At 66.1% G+C, this 15,643-nt stretch carries 16 protein-coding genes; 11 read left to right on the top strand and 5 right to left on the bottom strand.

Annotated features, from left to right (window positions below):
- The first annotated feature begins 17 nt into the window (after positions 1–17).
- The 3 genes from ABIC94_RS20150 (at position 18) to ABIC94_RS20160 (ending at position 3,636) form a co-directional block, all read left to right on the top strand.
- Positions 18–995 (top strand): tripartite tricarboxylate transporter substrate-binding protein, encoded by a 978-nt coding sequence (locus ABIC94_RS20150; RefSeq protein WP_354374753.1) that lies wholly within the window; start codon positions 18–20, stop codon positions 993–995.
- A gap of 169 nt (positions 996–1,164) precedes the next feature.
- Positions 1,165–1,845: a Crp/Fnr family transcriptional regulator gene (locus ABIC94_RS20155; protein WP_354374754.1), complete on the top strand. Its 681-nt coding sequence runs from the start codon at positions 1,165–1,167 to the stop codon at positions 1,843–1,845.
- 162 nt (positions 1,846–2,007) lie between these two features.
- Entirely contained in the window at positions 2,008–3,636 is a 1,629-nt protein-coding gene (locus ABIC94_RS20160) for a tannase/feruloyl esterase family alpha/beta hydrolase (RefSeq protein ID WP_354374755.1), read from the top strand.
- A 54-nt stretch (positions 3,637–3,690) separates the two neighbouring features.
- Here the strand turns inward: ABIC94_RS20160 and ABIC94_RS20165 are convergent, their stop codons facing one another.
- Positions 3,691–4,419 carry a glutathione S-transferase family protein gene (locus ABIC94_RS20165; RefSeq protein WP_354374756.1) on the bottom strand — a complete coding sequence of 243 codons (729 nt, stop codon included), beginning with the start codon at positions 4,417–4,419 and terminating at the stop codon, positions 3,691–3,693.
- Between the two features lie 205 nt (positions 4,420–4,624).
- Between ABIC94_RS20165 and ABIC94_RS20170 the strand changes: the two genes are divergently transcribed.
- The 4 genes from ABIC94_RS20170 to ABIC94_RS20185 all read left to right on the top strand — a co-directional run bounded on the left by ABIC94_RS20170 (position 4,625) and on the right by ABIC94_RS20185 (position 8,631).
- Complete coding sequence (locus ABIC94_RS20170; protein WP_354374893.1) at positions 4,625–5,644, top strand: AraC family transcriptional regulator; 1,020 nt, start codon at positions 4,625–4,627, stop codon at positions 5,642–5,644.
- A 161-nt stretch (positions 5,645–5,805) separates the two neighbouring features.
- Positions 5,806–6,546: a nitroreductase gene (locus ABIC94_RS20175; RefSeq protein WP_354374757.1), complete on the top strand. Its 741-nt coding sequence runs from the start codon at positions 5,806–5,808 to the stop codon at positions 6,544–6,546.
- Positions 6,543–8,195, top strand: coding sequence for an AMP-binding protein (locus ABIC94_RS20180; protein WP_354374758.1), 1,653 nt, complete (start codon positions 6,543–6,545; stop codon positions 8,193–8,195). The genes ABIC94_RS20175 and ABIC94_RS20180 overlap by 4 nt, the downstream gene beginning before the upstream one ends.
- Entirely contained in the window at positions 8,188–8,631 is a 444-nt protein-coding gene (locus ABIC94_RS20185) for a MaoC family dehydratase (RefSeq protein ID WP_354374759.1), read from the top strand. Before ABIC94_RS20180 ends, ABIC94_RS20185 begins: the two co-directional genes overlap by 8 nt.
- Positions 8,632–8,868: 237 nt before the next feature.
- Here ABIC94_RS20185 and alkB read toward each other — a convergent pair whose 3' ends face one another.
- Complete coding sequence (gene alkB / locus ABIC94_RS20190; RefSeq protein WP_354374760.1) at positions 8,869–9,528, bottom strand: DNA oxidative demethylase AlkB; 660 nt, start codon at positions 9,526–9,528, stop codon at positions 8,869–8,871.
- The gene (locus ABIC94_RS20195; RefSeq protein ID WP_354374761.1) at positions 9,525–10,979 is read right to left on the bottom strand and encodes a PLP-dependent aminotransferase family protein; all 1,455 of its coding nucleotides are present in this window, start codon (positions 10,977–10,979) and stop codon (positions 9,525–9,527) included. Before ABIC94_RS20195 ends, alkB begins: the two co-directional genes overlap by 4 nt.
- Positions 10,980–11,077: 98 nt before the next feature.
- On the opposite strand from ABIC94_RS20195, the gene ABIC94_RS20200 reads away from it, so the two are divergent.
- The 4 genes from ABIC94_RS20200 (at position 11,078) to ABIC94_RS20215 (ending at position 13,693) form a co-directional block, all read left to right on the top strand.
- The gene (locus ABIC94_RS20200) at positions 11,078–11,266 is read left to right on the top strand and encodes a DUF2970 domain-containing protein (protein WP_354374762.1); all 189 of its coding nucleotides are present in this window, start codon (positions 11,078–11,080) and stop codon (positions 11,264–11,266) included.
- Entirely contained in the window at positions 11,266–11,961 is a 696-nt protein-coding gene (locus ABIC94_RS20205; protein WP_354374763.1) for a c-type cytochrome, read from the top strand. Before ABIC94_RS20200 ends, ABIC94_RS20205 begins: the two co-directional genes overlap by 1 nt.
- Before the next feature lie 16 nt (positions 11,962–11,977).
- Positions 11,978–13,258 (top strand): cytochrome c, encoded by a 1,281-nt coding sequence (locus ABIC94_RS20210; RefSeq protein WP_354374894.1) that lies wholly within the window; start codon positions 11,978–11,980, stop codon positions 13,256–13,258.
- A 186-nt stretch (positions 13,259–13,444) separates the two neighbouring features.
- A complete protein-coding gene (locus ABIC94_RS20215) occupies positions 13,445–13,693 on the top strand; it encodes a hypothetical protein (RefSeq protein ID WP_354374764.1) in 249 nt (82 codons plus the stop codon).
- Positions 13,694–13,711: 18 nt separating this feature from the next.
- Here ABIC94_RS20215 and ABIC94_RS20220 read toward each other — a convergent pair whose 3' ends face one another.
- Positions 13,712–14,581 carry a UDP-2,3-diacylglucosamine diphosphatase gene (locus tag ABIC94_RS20220; protein ID WP_354374765.1) on the bottom strand — a complete coding sequence of 290 codons (870 nt, stop codon included), beginning with the start codon at positions 14,579–14,581 and terminating at the stop codon, positions 13,712–13,714.
- Between the two features lie 94 nt (positions 14,582–14,675).
- A complete protein-coding gene (dmeF, locus tag ABIC94_RS20225; RefSeq protein ID WP_354374766.1) occupies positions 14,676–15,638 on the bottom strand; it encodes a CDF family Co(II)/Ni(II) efflux transporter DmeF in 963 nt (320 codons plus the stop codon).
- Positions 15,639–15,643: the final 5 nt, after the last annotated feature.

Consider the following 15,643-nt stretch of genomic DNA (forward strand, 5'->3'; position numbering starts at 1 on the left):
CCCAAGGAGACAACACCATGAAAAGCATTTGGCGCCACGCCGCCGGCCTAGGTCTGCTCGCTTCGGCCACATTGGCGTCTGCGGACTTCCCGGACAAGCCCGTCACGCTGGTTGTCCCGTTCGCAGCCGGCGGCCCGAGCGACAAGATCGCCCGGGACCTGGCGGAGGCACTGCGCAAGCCACTCGGCCAGACCGTGGTTGTCGACAACGCGGCCGGTGCGGGCGGCACCATCGGCTCGGCCAAAGTGGCGCGCGCCGCGCCGGACGGCTACACGCTGCTGGTGCATCACATCGGCATGGCCACCGCGCCGGCGTTGTATCGCAAGCTCCCTTACAAGGTGCCCGATGACTTCGAAATGCTGGGCGTGATCAACGAAGCCCCTTCGGTGGTGATCGGCAAGCCGACTCTGGAAGCCAACAGCTTCGCGGACTTGCGCAAGTGGATTGCCGCGAACGGCGGAAAGGTCAACCTGGCCCATGCAGGGCTGGGCTCCGCGTCGCACCTGTGCGGCTTGATGTTCCAGAGCGCCTTGAAGATCACCATGACCGCGGTGCCATACAAGGGAACCGCGCCGGCCATGACGGACCTCATTGGCGGGCAGGTCGATCTCATGTGCGAGCAGGCCACCAACGCTGTTCCGCAGATCGAGGGCAAGAAGGTCAAGGTCTACGGCATCACGAGCCTGAAGCGCCTGCCGCTGCCATCGCTCAAGGACACCGCCACGCTGTCGGAGTCCGGGCTCAAGGACTTCGACGTGCAGGTCTGGCACGGCTTGTATGCGCCCAAGGGAACGCCGCCCGCGGTGTTGGACAAGCTGAACGCGGCGCTCCGCACCGCCTTGAAGGATCCGGAACTCATCAAGCGTGAAGAGGCGCTGGGCCTCACCGTGGTGAACGACGACCGCTTGACCGCGGCCGGCCACCGGAAGTTCGTGGAAGCTGAGAAGGTCCGCTGGTCGAAGGTCATCAAGGACGCCGGCGAATACGCCGACTGACCGGGCGCAAGACAAGCCGGACTTGATCGGTTTGCGCCCCAAATCCGCAAGCGCGAGGGTTTATCCCGAAGGTGCAAAGGTGCAAATGTCATCCGCGCCACAAACTCGACAAGCCTGCGTCCCATAGGATTCGCCAGTCGAATGGAAATTCACAAATGCGCGTCCACACATGCTGCCAGCCAAAGAACTGAATGCCTTCTTTGAACGGTGCATCTGGCCGCGCGCGCTGACGCAGGCAGAGCGAACGAAGGCATTCGAGGCCCTCTACGTTCGCCACCATGAAGCCCATTCGTATGTGTGCCAGCGCAACGAGATGGCCGACAGCTGGATCGGCGTTCTGGAAGGCTTTCTTCGTGTTCAGGACACCACGGTGGACGGCCGCCTGATCATGTTTACCGGGGTCGCAGCCAGCGGATGGATCGGCGAAGGATCGCTCCTGAAGCCGGAGCACCGCAAGTACGAGATCATGGCAACGCGGCCGACCATCACTGTCCATCTGCCGAGGGCCATGTTCTCGTGGTTGCTCGATCGAAGCATTCCGTTCAACCACTTCATGCTCTCGCATTTGAACGAGCGGCTGGGGCAGTTCATTGCCATGGTGAAGTTCGACCGGCTGCTCGAACCGACGGCGCGCGTGGCGCGTGGAATCTCCAGCCTCTTCCATCCGGTGCTCTATCCGAACACCGACTCCACGCTGCGGATCAACCAGGAGGAGATCGGGCTGCTGGTGGGCATCTCGCGCCAGCGCGTCAACATTGCGTTGACCGAACTCGAAACCGCGGGCCTCATCCAGCGGGGTTACGGCTACATCACGGTCATGGACAGGCAGGCACTGGCCAAGTATCCGTAGCAGGGCCGGCATGCATCGGAACCGAAGGGTTTTTCCTTAGAAATCAGCGGGCCGAATGTCCGTCCCGAAACAGTTGCCAATGTTCTCGCCTTCCAGAATCTGATCGGCATCGCTCAATCTCGATGCGGTGCGCCGGCAGAAAACTGACAAAGGAATAGAGACATGCACTTCTTACTCTCAAAGGCATCGTCGCCTCGCGTGAAGCTCCATGCTGCTGCTGTCAGCGTGGCGATGCTGGCGGCGTGCGGCGGCGGCTCCGGCAACGGCACGCCCTTCCTGCCGCTTCCCGCCCCTCCGGCGGCTCAACCCGGAAACCCGCCACCCGCACCGCCGGTTGCCACGGCTCAAAAGGCGTGCAGCGACCTGAACGGAAAAACCGTTGCAGGCGCCGCGCTGACGGCCGTCATGGAGGCGGCATCGGCAGGCACGCCCGTGTACTGCAAGGTCACCGGCACGATAGCGCCCGCCTTGAACTTCCAGATCTCCCTGCCGGAGGCGTGGAACGGCAAGCTCTACTACCAGGGCGGAGGCGGCTACAACGGCGCCATTTCGCCGCCCGGGGCACCGGCGCTGGGTCAAGGCTACGCCGTGGTCGCCAGCGACTCCGGGCATCAGGGCAGCGGATTGAGCGCGGACTTCGCGTTGACCGACACCTTTGCCGCGCAGCTGTTCGGCAGCCTCTCGGTACCCACGGTGATGTCGACCGCAACAGAGACGCTGGCGACGGCCTACGGGGCGTTGCCGGCCAAGTCGTACTTCGAGGGCTGCTCGAACGGCGGACGGGAAGCATTGATGGCAGTGCAGCGCTCGCCAAACCTCTTCGACGGCGTGATTGCGCGCGCACCCGCCTACAACTGGGTCGGGTTCATGGGCGCCTTCAACCGGAATTCCAGGGCGCTTGCCGCGCCTGGCGGTGCGTTCAGCGCCGCGAAGACCGCGCTTTTGAGCACGCGTGTGCGAGACGCCTGCGACGGGCTCGACGGCGTTACGGACGGCGTTGTGTCGAACCAGGCCGCATGCATGCCCGCGGTGGTCAATGTTGCCGCGCTGCGTTGCGCCGGCGGAGCCGATACCGGCGACAGCTGCCTCTCGGACGCACAGCTCGACGTGGTGACTTCGTGGACCACCGAAGCCACCTTCACGGGCAGCACCACCTTCCGCAATGCGGGCTGGAACCTGACAGGCAACGAGGACGACCCGGGCGCGTGGCGGACCTGGCTCACGGGCGACGGCAATGTCACCATGGCGCTGCAGTTCCTGTTTCAGGATACGACCGTCAAGAACTACCTCGCCCGCGACCGGACGGTCGATTCGCTGGCCTACACCCCCTGGGACCAGAACCAGAACGCGCTCTATGCCATGGCCGCACTCAACGACGCGACCAACGCGGACATCCGGCCGTTCATCAACAGCGGCGGCAAGTTGATCTTGTGGCACGGCGGAAACGATGCCGCGCTCAGCGCCAGATCGACCGTCGAGTACTACGGGAACATGCGAAGCGCGGTGGGCGCCTCGGCTGCCGATGCATCCACTCGCTTCTACGTTGCGCCGGGGGTGAACCACTGCGCCGGAGGACCGGGTGCCGATTCGGCAGACCTGCTGACGGCACTCGACCAATGGGTGACCAAGAGCGCGGCACCTGCCACGCTGGTCGCGGAGAAGCGTGACACCGATGGAGCGGTCGTCCTCAGCCGGCCGTTGTGCCAGTACCCGCAATATCCGCGGTACACGGGGCCGGCCAACGATGCTGCAGCGTCCAGGTTGGCGGCCAACTACGCCTGCACCTCCTGAGCTAATAAGGCTGCACTTCGATGTGCTTGCCCGGCGCCGCCTGCTTCGAGCCGCTCAACTTCGTGCGTCTTGTTCAGGCGGCTGTGCAGTCGGCTGTGCAGGAGGGGACGTTGCCGGCGGCAGCGTATCGGGCGCGGCGACGAGCGACACACCCTGCTGCCGAGCCGCCCTCTGCTGGGCTTCAAGCGCTGCCGCATAGGCGGGGCGCTGCTTCAGCCTGTCCCAATAGGCGCGCACGGAAGGAGTGAATTCGTTGGCCAGCCCGAGGTGCTGCGCCAGCAGGAGCGCGTAGCCGACGGAAATGTCGGCCGCCGTGAAACGCCCGGCACACAAATATTCGCGATCCGTCAGGAGTGGCTCCAGCGTGCGCAGCCGAGCCAGGAACCACTTGGCATAGTCACTCGCCACCTGCGGTTGCCGGCGGGTCTCGGGTTCGAAGTGTGCGTAGCGCAGGACCAGCGTTTGGGGAAAAGTGAGCGTAGCTTCGCCGAAGTGCAGGTAGTTCAGATAAGCACCGAAGTCGTTTTCACCGGCTTCCACATTCAGGGCGGTGGGCGCGCTCAAGGCACAGAGATACTGGCAAATGGCCGCCGACTCGGTCATCCGGGTCTCGCCGTCGATCAACAGGGGAACCGTGCCGAGGGGGTTCACGTCGAGATAGGAGCGCTGCAACACGCGTGGCGGGAATGGCAGCATCTTCAGTTCATAGGGAAGCCCCAGTTCCTCCAGCGTCCAGAGTGGCCGAAAGGAACGGGCGCTGACGCAGTGGTACAGGGTCAACATGGTCTTCGTGGTTGGTCAGGCCCCTGCGCCAGCTCGGGTGCGCGGCACGCGAATGCGTTCCTGAAAGGCCGGTGCATTCTAGGTTTGCGCCCAGTTGCGAACTGTCCGGAGGCGACCAATTCCCCGCTTTCGCGCCTAGGGGAAACCCGGCGTGGAACACGCTTATAAAGGGCTCGCCCCATCAACGATTCTTGAGCGAGTTCGTATGAAGTCTGCAGGCTTGAAGGGAACCGTGTCCATTGAACTGGTGCACGAGGCGATCCACGCCGCGGCGCTCCGGAACATGGACATCAGCAGCGTCCTCGAAAGTGCAAAGATCGATCGCGAGCTGTTGAGCGCGCCGCGTGCGCGCATCTCGGCGGCTGCGTACTCGCGCATGTGGGTGGCGCTGGCCGACCTGATGGACGACGAGTTCTTCGGCCTGGACAGCCACGGGCTTCGCCGGGGCAGCTATGCGCTCATGACGCGCGCGGCGGTCAACGCCGACAACCTGGCGCATGCCCTTCGCCGGATCCTGAGGTTCCTGCACGCGACCTTGGATGACTTCCGCGGGGAGCTGGTCTGCTCCGGCGACGAGGCCCGCGTGATCCTGCATGACGGCGGCGTGCTGCGCCGGCTGTTCGGCTACGGCACCTGGTTCATCCTGGTCCATGGACTGGCATGCTGGCTCGTGCACAGGCGCATTCCCCTGCGCGAGATGCAGTTCCGATGCCCGCCTCCCGGCGATGACAGCCACTACCGCACGCGGTTCTGCGAGAACGTGAAATTCAACGGCGAGACCACGCACATCAGCTTCGCAAGCGATCTGCTGGAACTGAAGATTGCAGAGTCGCCGGAAACGGTCGACAACTTTCTGAGGGCGGCACCGGCCAACTTGCTGGTCAAGTACCGCAATGACGCGAGCACCAGTGCGCAGGTTCGCAACAGGTTGCGCAGCCAGGTGCCCGATGCATGGCCGGAGCTGGAAAAACTCGCACAGGAACTCTGCATCTCGGGCACCACGCTTCAACGCCGCTTGCAGCAGGAGGGCGTGAGCTACCAGCGGGTGAAAGACGATCTGCGGCGGGACATCGCCATCGATCTGTTGTCGAGCGCGTCGTTGACGGTGGCCGAAGTCGCCGCCCGAACCGGATTCCAGGAAACAAGCGCTTTCCATCGCGCCTTCAAGAAATGGACAGGCGTCAGCCCGGGAGCTTATCGCTCGTCTCCCCCAACGCGAGAGTAGGCGCCAGACTCCTGGAGTCCACCAAAGAGGCGCTCGCATGCCCAGAAGCCCCGCTTGAATCGAGGCGTCCGGGCATGGGCACCGCGCCCTTGCAGAACTAATCTTCTCTGGCAGTCGCGCCCGCGGCGCCACGAGTTTGTTTGAGGCAAGGGAATCCAGGAATGAATCGAATGATGGCATCGCCGCTCAGTGCAGAAGCACTGCGAGGAGCAGTCGATTGGGCCATTGCCACCCGACGCAGCGTGAGGGCGTATTTGCCAAGGCCGGTGCCGAGAGAAGAAGTCGAAGCGATCCTCTCGGCCGCGCGCTACAGCGCTTCCGGCATGAACATGCAGCCTTGGCATGTGCATGTTTTGACAGGGCCTGCAAAGGCCAGCCTGTCCGCTGCGATTGCCGCGCTCGACGATGATCCCGGCAGGTCGGGAGAACTGCTCGAGCCCTACGACTACTACCCGCGCGAATGGTTTTCCCCCTACCTGGAACGGCGCCGCAAGGTCGGCTGGGACCTCTACGGATTGCTCGGCATCGCCAAGGGCGACAAGCAGCGCATGCACTTGCAGCACGGGCGCAACTACCGGTTCTTCGATGCGCCCGTGGGCCTGTTCTTCACGGTGGACCGCGAACTCCAGGAAGGAAGCCTGCTGGACTACGGCATGTTCCTGCAGAGCGTGATGGTGGCCGCGCGCGGCCGAAACCTCCACACCTGCCCTCAAGCCGCCTTTCTGAAGTTTCATCGCCAGATCGCGGACCTGTTGGATATTCCCTCCGGCCAGATGCTGGTCTGCGGCATGAGCCTGGGCTACGCCGACGAGTCTTCGATCGAGAACTCGCTCGTGACCGAGCGAGAGCCGGTTTCCGCCTTCACGACATTTCACGACACCTCGAAGGAGACAAGAGCATGAGCGCGCAATCCTATGCACAGGGCCTCGAACGCTGCGCGGCGAATCATGTGCCGCTCACTCCGCTCGGCTTTCTCGATCGCGCCGCCTTGGCGCATCCGAAACGTGCGGCGGTGGTGCACGGCGATCTGACGCGGACATGGGAGCAGACGCGGGAGCGCTGCCATCGCCTTGCGTCGGCGCTGACGATGAGAGGCATCCAGCCGGGCGACACCGTTTCGGTGCTGGCGCCCAACACGCCGGCCATGCTGGAGTCCCACTTCGGCATACCGCTGGCCGGTGCGGTGCTCAACGCGATCAACCATCGCCTGGATGCCGAAGGGATCGCGTTCATCCTGCGTCATGGCGAATGCAAATTGCTGATGGTCGACCGTGAGTTCGCCGCAACGGTGGCCGCAGCCTTGAAGCTCCTCGACCGTGCGCCAGCGGTCATCGACATCAACGATCACCTCGCGCCACCCGGCGAACGCATCGGCGACACCGACTATGAATCCTTGCTGGCGAGCGGAGACCCGGACTTCCCCGGCCGGTGGCCGGGCGACGAGTGGCAACCCATCGCCCTGAACTACACCTCCGGCACGACCGGAGATCCCAAGGGCGTGGTCGCCAGCCACCGCGGCACCTACCTCATGAGCTTGCTGCAGATCACGAACTGGGCGATGCCTCGGGCGCCGAAGTATCTGTGGACGCTGCCCATGTTCCACGCGAACGGATGGTGCTTCACCTGGGCCGTGACGGCGGCAGCGGGAACCCATGTCTGCCTGCGCCGGGTTTCCGCCGATGCGGTGCTGGAGGCCATCGACCGGCACCAGGTCGATCACCTCTGTGCAGCGCCGGTCGTGATGGCAATGCTCGCGGACTCGGCGAAAGACGCCCGGCTGCCGCGCCCCGTGCGCGTGCTGACCGCGGGGTCGCCGCCGCCGCTTGCCGTGCTGAACGCGGTTCTGGCCATGGGCTTCGACGTGGAGCACGTCTTCGGCATCACGGAGGTTTCCGGCACGCCGGTGAGTTGCGTGTGGCAGGACGGCTGGGACGATCTACCGCCCGCCGAGCAAGGCCCGCTGCGGGTGCGACAGGGCGTGCGGGCCGCCATGTTCGAAGGCCTCATGGTCGGCGACGCCGACACCCTCGAACCCGTCCTGCCCGACGGCAAATCCGCAGGGGAGCTCATGCTGCGCGGCAACACGGTGATGATGGGCTACTTCAAGAACGAGGCGGCGACGCGCAAGGCGCTCGCCAACGGCTGGTTCCGTACCGGCGACGTCGCGGTTCTTCATGCCAACGGGTATGCGCAGATCACCGATCGGTCGAAAGACGTGATCATCTCGGGCGGCGAGAACATCTCCTCGGTGGAAATCGAGGACGTCGTCCACGGACACCCGGCGGTCCTGCATGCGGCCGTGGTTGCCCAGCCCGACAGCAAGTGGGGCGAGGTGCCGTGCGTGTTCATCGAACTCAGGGCAGGTGTCGCTGCGCCCACCGAGCAAGAGGTCATTTCGTTCTGCCGGGAACGGCTGGCGCACTTCAAGTGTCCGCGCCGGGTGATCTTCACCCCCTTGCCGAAGACGGCCACGGGAAAAATCCAGAAGTTCCGCTTGCGCGAGCAGGCCGGAAGCCAGGACGCCATCACCAGGCTCGCGAGCCATGGCTGAGTTCGAAGCCGCGGCCGTTGCGCCGGTCGGACCCGGCTACCGCTTCTCGCGACCCCATACCTTCGACGAAGCGCAAGTGCGGGCCTTTGCCCTGGCTGCGGGAGACGAGAACCCTCTGCACCACGATGCGGCATTTGCACGGGGCACGCGCTTCGGCGGATTGATCGCCAGCGCGACCCACACCACCTCCCTGTTGATGGGACTGACCGCCAGCCACTTCGCCGGGAAGGGGAACGTGCTGGGGATGAATTTCTCGGTCGACCTGCTGCGTCCCGTGCGAGCGAGCGAGACGGTGCTCATCGAGTGGCAGGTGACGTCGATGGCCGCGCATTCGAAGGGCGGATGCGTCCTCGAATTGCAGGGCGCGATCAAGAGCGCAGACGACCGGACCAGCGTTCTCGCGCAGGGGACGGTCCTTTTCACGCCCGGCTCATGACAGTCGGCACAGGCGCTTTCGAGACGATCTACCCCGCCTTCCACCCGTTTTTCCACGCTGCCGGGCCCGGTGCCCGTTCAGCAGGCAATGTGGTGCAAACCCGCGCCAGTGCTTGCTTCGAGCACCCGGGTCCTCAGACAACCCACAGAGTTGTGCACAGAAAAGCGGGACAAGTCATCCGTTTGACTTGAACGAGATGTAGTGCCGCATCGGCGCGCCCTGCCCGTTCGCCGGGCCTCAACCCGCCTTGCGAAAAGTGAGGTTGATGCGCCGGCTGCCCAGCAGGGCATGCGGCCGGTCTTCGAGCGGCAGCACGCCGTGGTAGCGCAGCCGGTCAGGCCCGCCCCACACGACGACATCGCCGTGCGTCAGCGGAATGCGAACGGCCCTGTCGCCGCGCGCGAGCCCGCCAAAAAGAAACGTGGCCGGCATGCCGAGCGAAACCGAGACGATGGGCGCGCCGTAGTCGCGCTCGTCCTTGTCCTGGTGCAGCGACAGCCGCGTGCCGGGTTCGTAGCGGTTGATCAGGCAAGCGTCGGGTGCGAAGCCCTCGAACCCCGCTTCGGCGGCAGCCGCTTGCGCCAGGCGCTCGAACACCGCGGGCATCGGCGGCCATGGCGCGCCCGTTTGAGGGTCGAGTTCGCCGTAGCGGTAGCCGCGCCGGTCCGAGATCCAGCCGAGGCGGCCGCAGTTGGTCATGGCGACCGACATCGTGAGACCGCCCGGGGTCACGAGGTGCCGGAAGGCGGCGCTCTGTTCGACATCACTCAACGCGGGCAGGAGATCCTCCACGAAGGGCAGCGCGAAACCACGCAGCACGAAGGCGCCGGGGCCGATCGCCTCTTTGCCGCGCGGCAGTTCGGCATCGGGGGCATCGGAGAAAAGATCGAGCGTCACGACGAAGCGATTTTGTCGTGCGCCGGGCCGTCGGCTGCCGCGGCGGCCACCAAATGCCCCAAGGTCTGCATTGCCTTTTCGGCATGTCCGTCCCAGGCATGCCCGTAGTTCAGGCGCAGGCAGTGGGCAAAGCCGCGCGTGGCCGAAAAGATCGGCCCGGGCGCGACGCTGATGCCGAGCGCCAGCGCCTGGCGATGGATATCGAGCGCGCTCACATGCGCCGGCAGCTCGACCCACAGGAAGTAGCCGCCGAGCGGCCGCGTGGCGCGCGTGCCCGCCGGAAAAAAGTGGCCCACCGCCTGCGCGAAGCTCGCCTGCTGAACGGCCAGGGTCTGGCGCAACTTGCGCAGGTGCTTGTCGAGGCCGCCCTTCTCCAGATAGCTGGCCAGCGCGAGTTGGGCGGGCACCGAGGTGCTGAGCGAGGTGGTCAGCTTCAGCCGCGCCACCGTGCGCGTGAAGCGCCCCGCCGATGCCCATCCGATGCGGTAGCCCGGCGCCAGGCACTTCGAGAACGAAGAGCAATGCAGCACGAGGCCTTGCGTGTCGAAGGCCTTGGCCGGAGGCGGCCGCCGGTCGCCGAAATAGAGTTCGGCGTACACGTCGTCTTCGATCAGCGGCAGCGCGTGCCGCGCCAGCAGTTCCACCAGAGCCTTCTTCTTCGCGTCGGGCATGAGGCTGCCGAGCGGGTTCTGGAACGTGGTCATCAGCCAGCAGGCCTTGGGCCGGTGGGCCGCAATGGCGAGCTCCAGCGCGCCAAGGTCGATGCCCTCGCCCGGATGCGTCGGCACCTCGATGGCGCGCAGGCCCATGCGCTCCAGTGCCTGCAGGGCCGCGTAGAAGGTGGGCGATTCGACGATCACCGAATCGCCCGGCCGCGTGACCGCCGCAAGGCACAGGTTGAGCGCCTCCAGCGCGCCGTTGGTGACGACGATTTCGTCAGCGGGCACCTGCATGCCGTCGCCCAGGTAGCGCAGCGCAATCTGCCGGCGCAACGCCGCGCTGCCGGGCGTGAGGTCGTCCACCGTGCTCCATGGGTCGAGCGACTTGGCGCTCGCGGCCATGAACTGGCCCAGCCGCGCGAGCGGAAACAGCAGCGGGCTCGGAAACGCCGAACCGAAGGGCACCACCTTGCGCGACATGCTGGCTTCGAGGATGTCGAACACCTGGTCGCTCACGTCGAGCGATTTCGGCCCCTCGGCGGGGCGTGACATGAGGTTGGCCTCGGGCGGCGCATCGCGCAGCCCGCCGCCCGTGACGTAGTAGCCCGAGCGGTCGCGGGCGCGCACCAGCCCGCGCGCCTCGAGCAGGTAGTACGCCTGGAACACGGTGGACGCGCTCACGCCGCGGCTCTCGCCGGTATGCCGCACCGAAGGCAGGCGGTCGCCGGTCTTCAGCGTGCCGTGGCGGATCGACGCCTCGATATCGGCGGCAAGGGCTTCGTAGCGCTTCATTGCAGGGCTGTTTTCATTCGAGGCGACTTTATCTGCACCGGTGATTTGATCCGGATCTGCATCTGTTTTTTTGAGTGCGGTTGCGGCACAGTCGGTGCATGTCCAATCTCATGCGCGCGGTACGCGCCGTTCTCTGGAGTTTCATCGGGCTGGGCGGCCGCCGCGCGGATGCCGACCGTCGCACCGAACAGGTCGGGGTGCTGCCGCTCATCGGCGTCGCGCTGGTCACGGTGCTGCTGCTCATTGCGGGGCTGCTGGCGCTTGCGCACTTTGCGGCCGGCACGTGATGAAGACTGTCCGCCGCCTCGCGGGAATCGCGTTGCTGCTGCTCCTCGGCTGCCAGGGGGCCGCCATGGCTGCAGGCGGCATCGAGCAGCGCGTGGCCGCCTGCATCGCCTGCCACGGGCGCGAAGGCGCCACCACCAATGCCGGCTACTTTCCGCGCCTGTCCGGCAAGCCCGCGGGTTATCTTTTCAACCAGCTGCGGAGCTTTCGCGACGGCCGGCGCTTCAATGCCGACATGACCTACATGGTGCAGCACCTCTCCGATGCGTACCTGATGGAAATGGCCGAATACTTCGCGGGCCTGGACCTGCCCTACCCGCCCGTCTCGACCGCGAGCGACGCGCCGCCCGCACAGCTGGCGCGCGGCCGCCAGCTGGCACTCGAAGGCGATGCGGCACGCCGCATTCCGGCCTGCGTGCAATGCCACGGCGCCGCGCTCACCGGCGTGCAGCCGGCCATTCCGGGGCTGCTCGGGCTGCCCCGCCTCTACGTGTCGTCGCAGCTCGGCGCCTGGCTCACCAACGAGCGGCATGCGCTCGCTCCCGACTGCATGGCCGACATCGGCCGCCGCATGACGACGGCCGACATCAACGCCGTGGCCAGCTGGCTCGCGGTGCAGCCCATGCCGGCCGATCCGAAGCCCGCCCCGTCCCTGCCCGCCCCGCTGCCGGTGGCGTGCGGCGGCATGCCGAAGTGAGGCGGCCATGAAGAAGATGCGATATCTCGGCTGGACACTGCTGGTTCTGGTGCTGCTGGTGGGCGGCGCGGCCGGCGGCATCGTGGCGCTGAACCTGCGCGGCGAAGACCCGCTGCCGGAGCAGGCCGAAACTTTCAACGCCACGCCCCAGCAGGTCGAGCGTGGACGCTATCTCGCATTGGCCGGCAATTGCGCCGGATGCCACACCACGCGAGGCGGCCAGCCCTATGCGGGCGGCCTGCCGATCGAGACGCCGTTCGGCACCGTGTATTCGAGCAATCTCACGCCCGACGACAAATCCGGTATCGGCAGCTGGAGCAGCGCGCATTTCTGGCGCGCGATGCACAACGGCCGCAGCAAGGACGGCCGGCTGCTGTACCCCGCGTTCCCGTATCCGAACTTCACGCAAGTGACGCGCGAAGATTCGGATGCCATCTACGCCTATTTGCGCAGCGTGCCGCCCGCGCCGGCGCCGAACCTGGCGCATCGGTTGCGGTTTCCCTACGACTCCCAGGCCGCGCTGGCGGTGTGGCGGGCCCTTTCTTTCAAGCCCGAGCCTTTCGTGGCCAACGCGGGCAAGCCTGCCGAATGGAACCGCGGCGCCTACCTGGTCGGCGGGTTGGGGCACTGCATCGCGTGCCACGGCAGCCGCGATTCGCTCGGCGCAACGCAGACCCAACTCGGCCTTTCGGGCGGGCTGATCGCGGTGGAGAACTGGTATGCGCCGTCGCTCGCCGACCCGCATGAGGCGGGCGTGGCCGATTGGCCCACCGCCGAAGTGGTGGCGCTGCTCAAGAGCGGCGTCGCGCCGCGCGGTTCGGTCATGGGGCCGATGGCCGACGTGGTGTTCCGCAGCACGCAATACCTGAGCGATGCCGATCTGGGCGCGATGGCTGCCTACCTGAAAGACCTGCCCGGCGGGCCGGCCGCGTCTGCTGCGCCTGCACGGCCCGCCGCCGCCCTGCGCAGAGATGCCGGCACCATGACGCGCGGCGCAAAAATCTACGACCAGCGCTGTGCCTATTGCCACGGCGACCAGGGCCAGGGAGCGCCGGGCGCGTTCCCGCCGCTGGCGGGCAACCGCGCCGTGAACATGGCGCAGACGGCGAACCTGGTCCAGGTGATTGCGCACGGCGGCTACCTGCCCGCCACCGAAGGCAATCCCCGGCCCTACGGCATGCCGCCCTTCGGACAGGTGCTCGACGCGGCCGACGTGGCCGCGGTGCTCACCTTCATTCGCGGGTCATGGGGCAACGACAGCCCGCCTGTGACGCCGCTCGACACGATGCGCCGCTGAGCGGCGCAAGTGCCTTGGAACGGGCTCCCGGAAGCGGTCGATGTGCGTACGCGCGGCCACAATTTATGAGCTCTTTTGTTTTCATTCGGGATTATCCGAAGCCGACCACAGCGCCTTTTCTGTTCCAATTTGTTTCGGGAGTTGTTCTTAGGCGCCCCAGAACGCGCCACTCGAAGGAGAGCAACCTTGAGCTTTGTCGCTACGAATTTCTCGCACGCCAGCGTCGAACGGCTGTGCGACTACGAACTGCCGGACCCGTTGGCGCATGCCGCCCTGCCGGCCGACCCGCTCCTCGCCCCCACCGGCGCGGAGAATTTCACGCTTGCCTGGTGGCTGTGGATGGACGAAATGGGCAAGAACATGCTGCGGCACTACGACAGCTGGCGGGACCAGTTCCTCGGCCAATCGGCCAAGGGCCCACCGCAGAGCCGCTGAGCCGCGCTCTGCCCTCGTTCAGGCCGCCACGGGCTCGCGCTGTGCGCCGGTCTTCGCGGGCACGGGCATGTGTTGCGCCCAGTCGATGATCTCCAGCGTGCCGTCGGCATGCTCGGCCAGGGCCGTGAGGCTTTCGACCCAATCGCCGTCGTTGCAATAGAGGATGCCGTCGATGTCGCGCATTTCGGCGTGGTGGATGTGGCCGCAGACCACGCCCTGCACGCCGCGCTTGCGGGCCTCGCGCGCCACGGCGTTCTCGAAATCGCCCACGTAGCTCACGGCACGCTTGACCTTGCCTTTGAGGTACTTCGAAAGCGACCAGTACGGCAGGCCCATGCGCGCGCGCAGCGAGTTGAGGTGCCGGTTGAGCTTGAGCGTGAACTCGTAGAGCGAATCGCCCACGTGCGCGAGCCACTTGGCGCACTGGATCACGCCGTCGAACAGGTCGCCGTGAATGATCCAGAGCTTGCGGCCGTCGGCGGTCTCGTGAATCCATTCCTCGGCCACGTCGATGCCGCCGAAGTTGTGGTGCAGGTACTTGCGCGCGAACTCGTCGTGGTTGCCCGGAATGAAGATCACGCGGGTGCCCTTGCGCGCCTTGCGCAGCAGCTTCTGGATCACGTCGTTGTGCGCCTGCGGCCAGTACCAGTGGCGCTTGAGCTGCCAGCCGTCGATGATGTCGCCGACCAGGAACAAGGTCTCGCACTCCGTGTGCTTCAGGAAGTCGAGCAGCGCGCGGGCCTGGCAGCCGGGCGTGCCCAGGTGCAGATCGGAGATCCAGAGGGTGCGATAGCGCAGCGGCGGGCGCGCAAGATCGTCGTCCTCCGGCTCGGGGGCCCGGGTCGCGGTGTCGCGCCATGCGCGGAGGAAAGCATCGTCGCGTTGCATGGACGGGTAGGCTCCCACCGCGGCGTGACGGCGCGATGGCGTTCCCGTGACATTCTGGTGACGCGTGGCCAGGAGGCCACGCCCTGCAGTCAGCTCAGGATGCGCAGCGCTGGATTTCCACCGTCGAGTGGCGGATCTCCTCGTGCATCGAGAAGCAGGCGCGCACCTCGTCGGCCGAAAGCGTGGGCGAATGCGTCACCACGGTGAGCGCACAGGCATAGGCTTCCCGGCCCACGCGCCACACGTGCAGGTCGACCACGCGCGTTTCCGAATCGGCCAGCATGGTCTCCACGCCTTCGCGGATTTCGGCCGTGACAGGATGGTCCATCTCGCGGTCGAGCAACACGCGGCCGGTTTCCTTCAGCAGCCCCTTGGCCCACACCGACACCAGCACCGCGCCGACGATGCCCATCATCGGGTCGAGCCATGACCAGCCGAAGAACCAGCCGCCCAGCAGCGCCGCGATGGCGAGCACCGAGGTGGCGGCGTCAGCCACCACATGCAGGTAGGCGGAGCGCAGGTTCAGGTCGTGGCCGTGCGAGTGGCTGTGATCGTCGTGATGAGCGCGGCCGTGACCATGGTCGTGCCCATGCCCGTGGTGGTGCGCCGACCCCAGCAGCCGCGCGCAGACCAGGTTGACCACCAGCCCGAGCACGGCCACCGCCACGGCTTCGCGGTAGTGGATGGCCGAAGGCGAGAGAAGCCGTTCGATGGAACCCACCACCATCAGCGCCGCAACGCCGAGCAGCATCAGCGCGCTCGCAAAGCCGCCCAGCACTTCGATTTTCCAGGTGCCGAATGCAAAGCGCGGATCGTGCGCGTAGCGCCGCGCCGCCGCATAGGCAAAGGCGCTCAGGCCGATGGCCAGCGCATGCGAGCTCATGTGCCAGCCGTCGGCCAGCAGCGCCATGGAGTTGAACCACCAGCCGGCGCCGATTTCGACCACCATCGCGGCGACGGTGATCCACATCACGAGGCGGGTGCTGCGCTCGGCCGATTCGTTGCCTGCGCCGAACTCGTGGTCGTGCTGCCAGGCACTCAGGTCATGGGTATGCATGGGTG

The organism is Variovorax paradoxus (genome assembly GCF_040544635.1).
In the GTDB taxonomy this organism is placed as follows: domain Bacteria; phylum Pseudomonadota; class Gammaproteobacteria; order Burkholderiales; family Burkholderiaceae_C; genus Variovorax; species Variovorax paradoxus_R.

What these genes read in the sequence shown, in the direction of transcription:
- ABIC94_RS20150 (WP_354374753.1), top strand. Translation starts at nt 18, where the DNA reads ATGAAAAGCATTTGGCGCCACGCCGCCGGCCTAGGTCTGCTCGCTTCG.
- ABIC94_RS20155 (WP_354374754.1), top strand. Translation starts at nt 1,165, where the DNA reads ATGCTGCCAGCCAAAGAACTGAATGCCTTCTTTGAACGGTGCATCTGG.
- ABIC94_RS20160 (WP_354374755.1), top strand. Translation starts at nt 2,008, where the DNA reads ATGCACTTCTTACTCTCAAAGGCATCGTCGCCTCGCGTGAAGCTCCAT.
- ABIC94_RS20165 (WP_354374756.1), bottom strand. Translation starts at nt 4,419, where the DNA reads ATGTTGACCCTGTACCACTGCGTCAGCGCCCGTTCCTTTCGGCCACTC.
- ABIC94_RS20170 (WP_354374893.1), top strand. Translation starts at nt 4,625, where the DNA reads ATGAAGTCTGCAGGCTTGAAGGGAACCGTGTCCATTGAACTGGTGCAC.
- ABIC94_RS20175 (WP_354374757.1), top strand. Translation starts at nt 5,806, where the DNA reads ATGAATCGAATGATGGCATCGCCGCTCAGTGCAGAAGCACTGCGAGGA.
- ABIC94_RS20180 (WP_354374758.1), top strand. Translation starts at nt 6,543, where the DNA reads ATGAGCGCGCAATCCTATGCACAGGGCCTCGAACGCTGCGCGGCGAAT.
- ABIC94_RS20185 (WP_354374759.1), top strand. Translation starts at nt 8,188, where the DNA reads ATGGCTGAGTTCGAAGCCGCGGCCGTTGCGCCGGTCGGACCCGGCTAC.
- ABIC94_RS20195 (WP_354374761.1), bottom strand. Translation starts at nt 10,979, where the DNA reads ATGAAGCGCTACGAAGCCCTTGCCGCCGATATCGAGGCGTCGATCCGC.
- ABIC94_RS20200 (WP_354374762.1), top strand. Translation starts at nt 11,078, where the DNA reads ATGTCCAATCTCATGCGCGCGGTACGCGCCGTTCTCTGGAGTTTCATC.
- ABIC94_RS20205 (WP_354374763.1), top strand. Translation starts at nt 11,266, where the DNA reads ATGAAGACTGTCCGCCGCCTCGCGGGAATCGCGTTGCTGCTGCTCCTC.
- ABIC94_RS20210 (WP_354374894.1), top strand. Translation starts at nt 11,978, where the DNA reads ATGCGATATCTCGGCTGGACACTGCTGGTTCTGGTGCTGCTGGTGGGC.
- ABIC94_RS20220 (WP_354374765.1), bottom strand. Translation starts at nt 14,581, where the DNA reads ATGCAACGCGACGATGCTTTCCTCCGCGCATGGCGCGACACCGCGACC.
- dmeF (WP_354374766.1), bottom strand. Translation starts at nt 15,638, where the DNA reads ATGCATACCCATGACCTGAGTGCCTGGCAGCACGACCACGAGTTCGGC.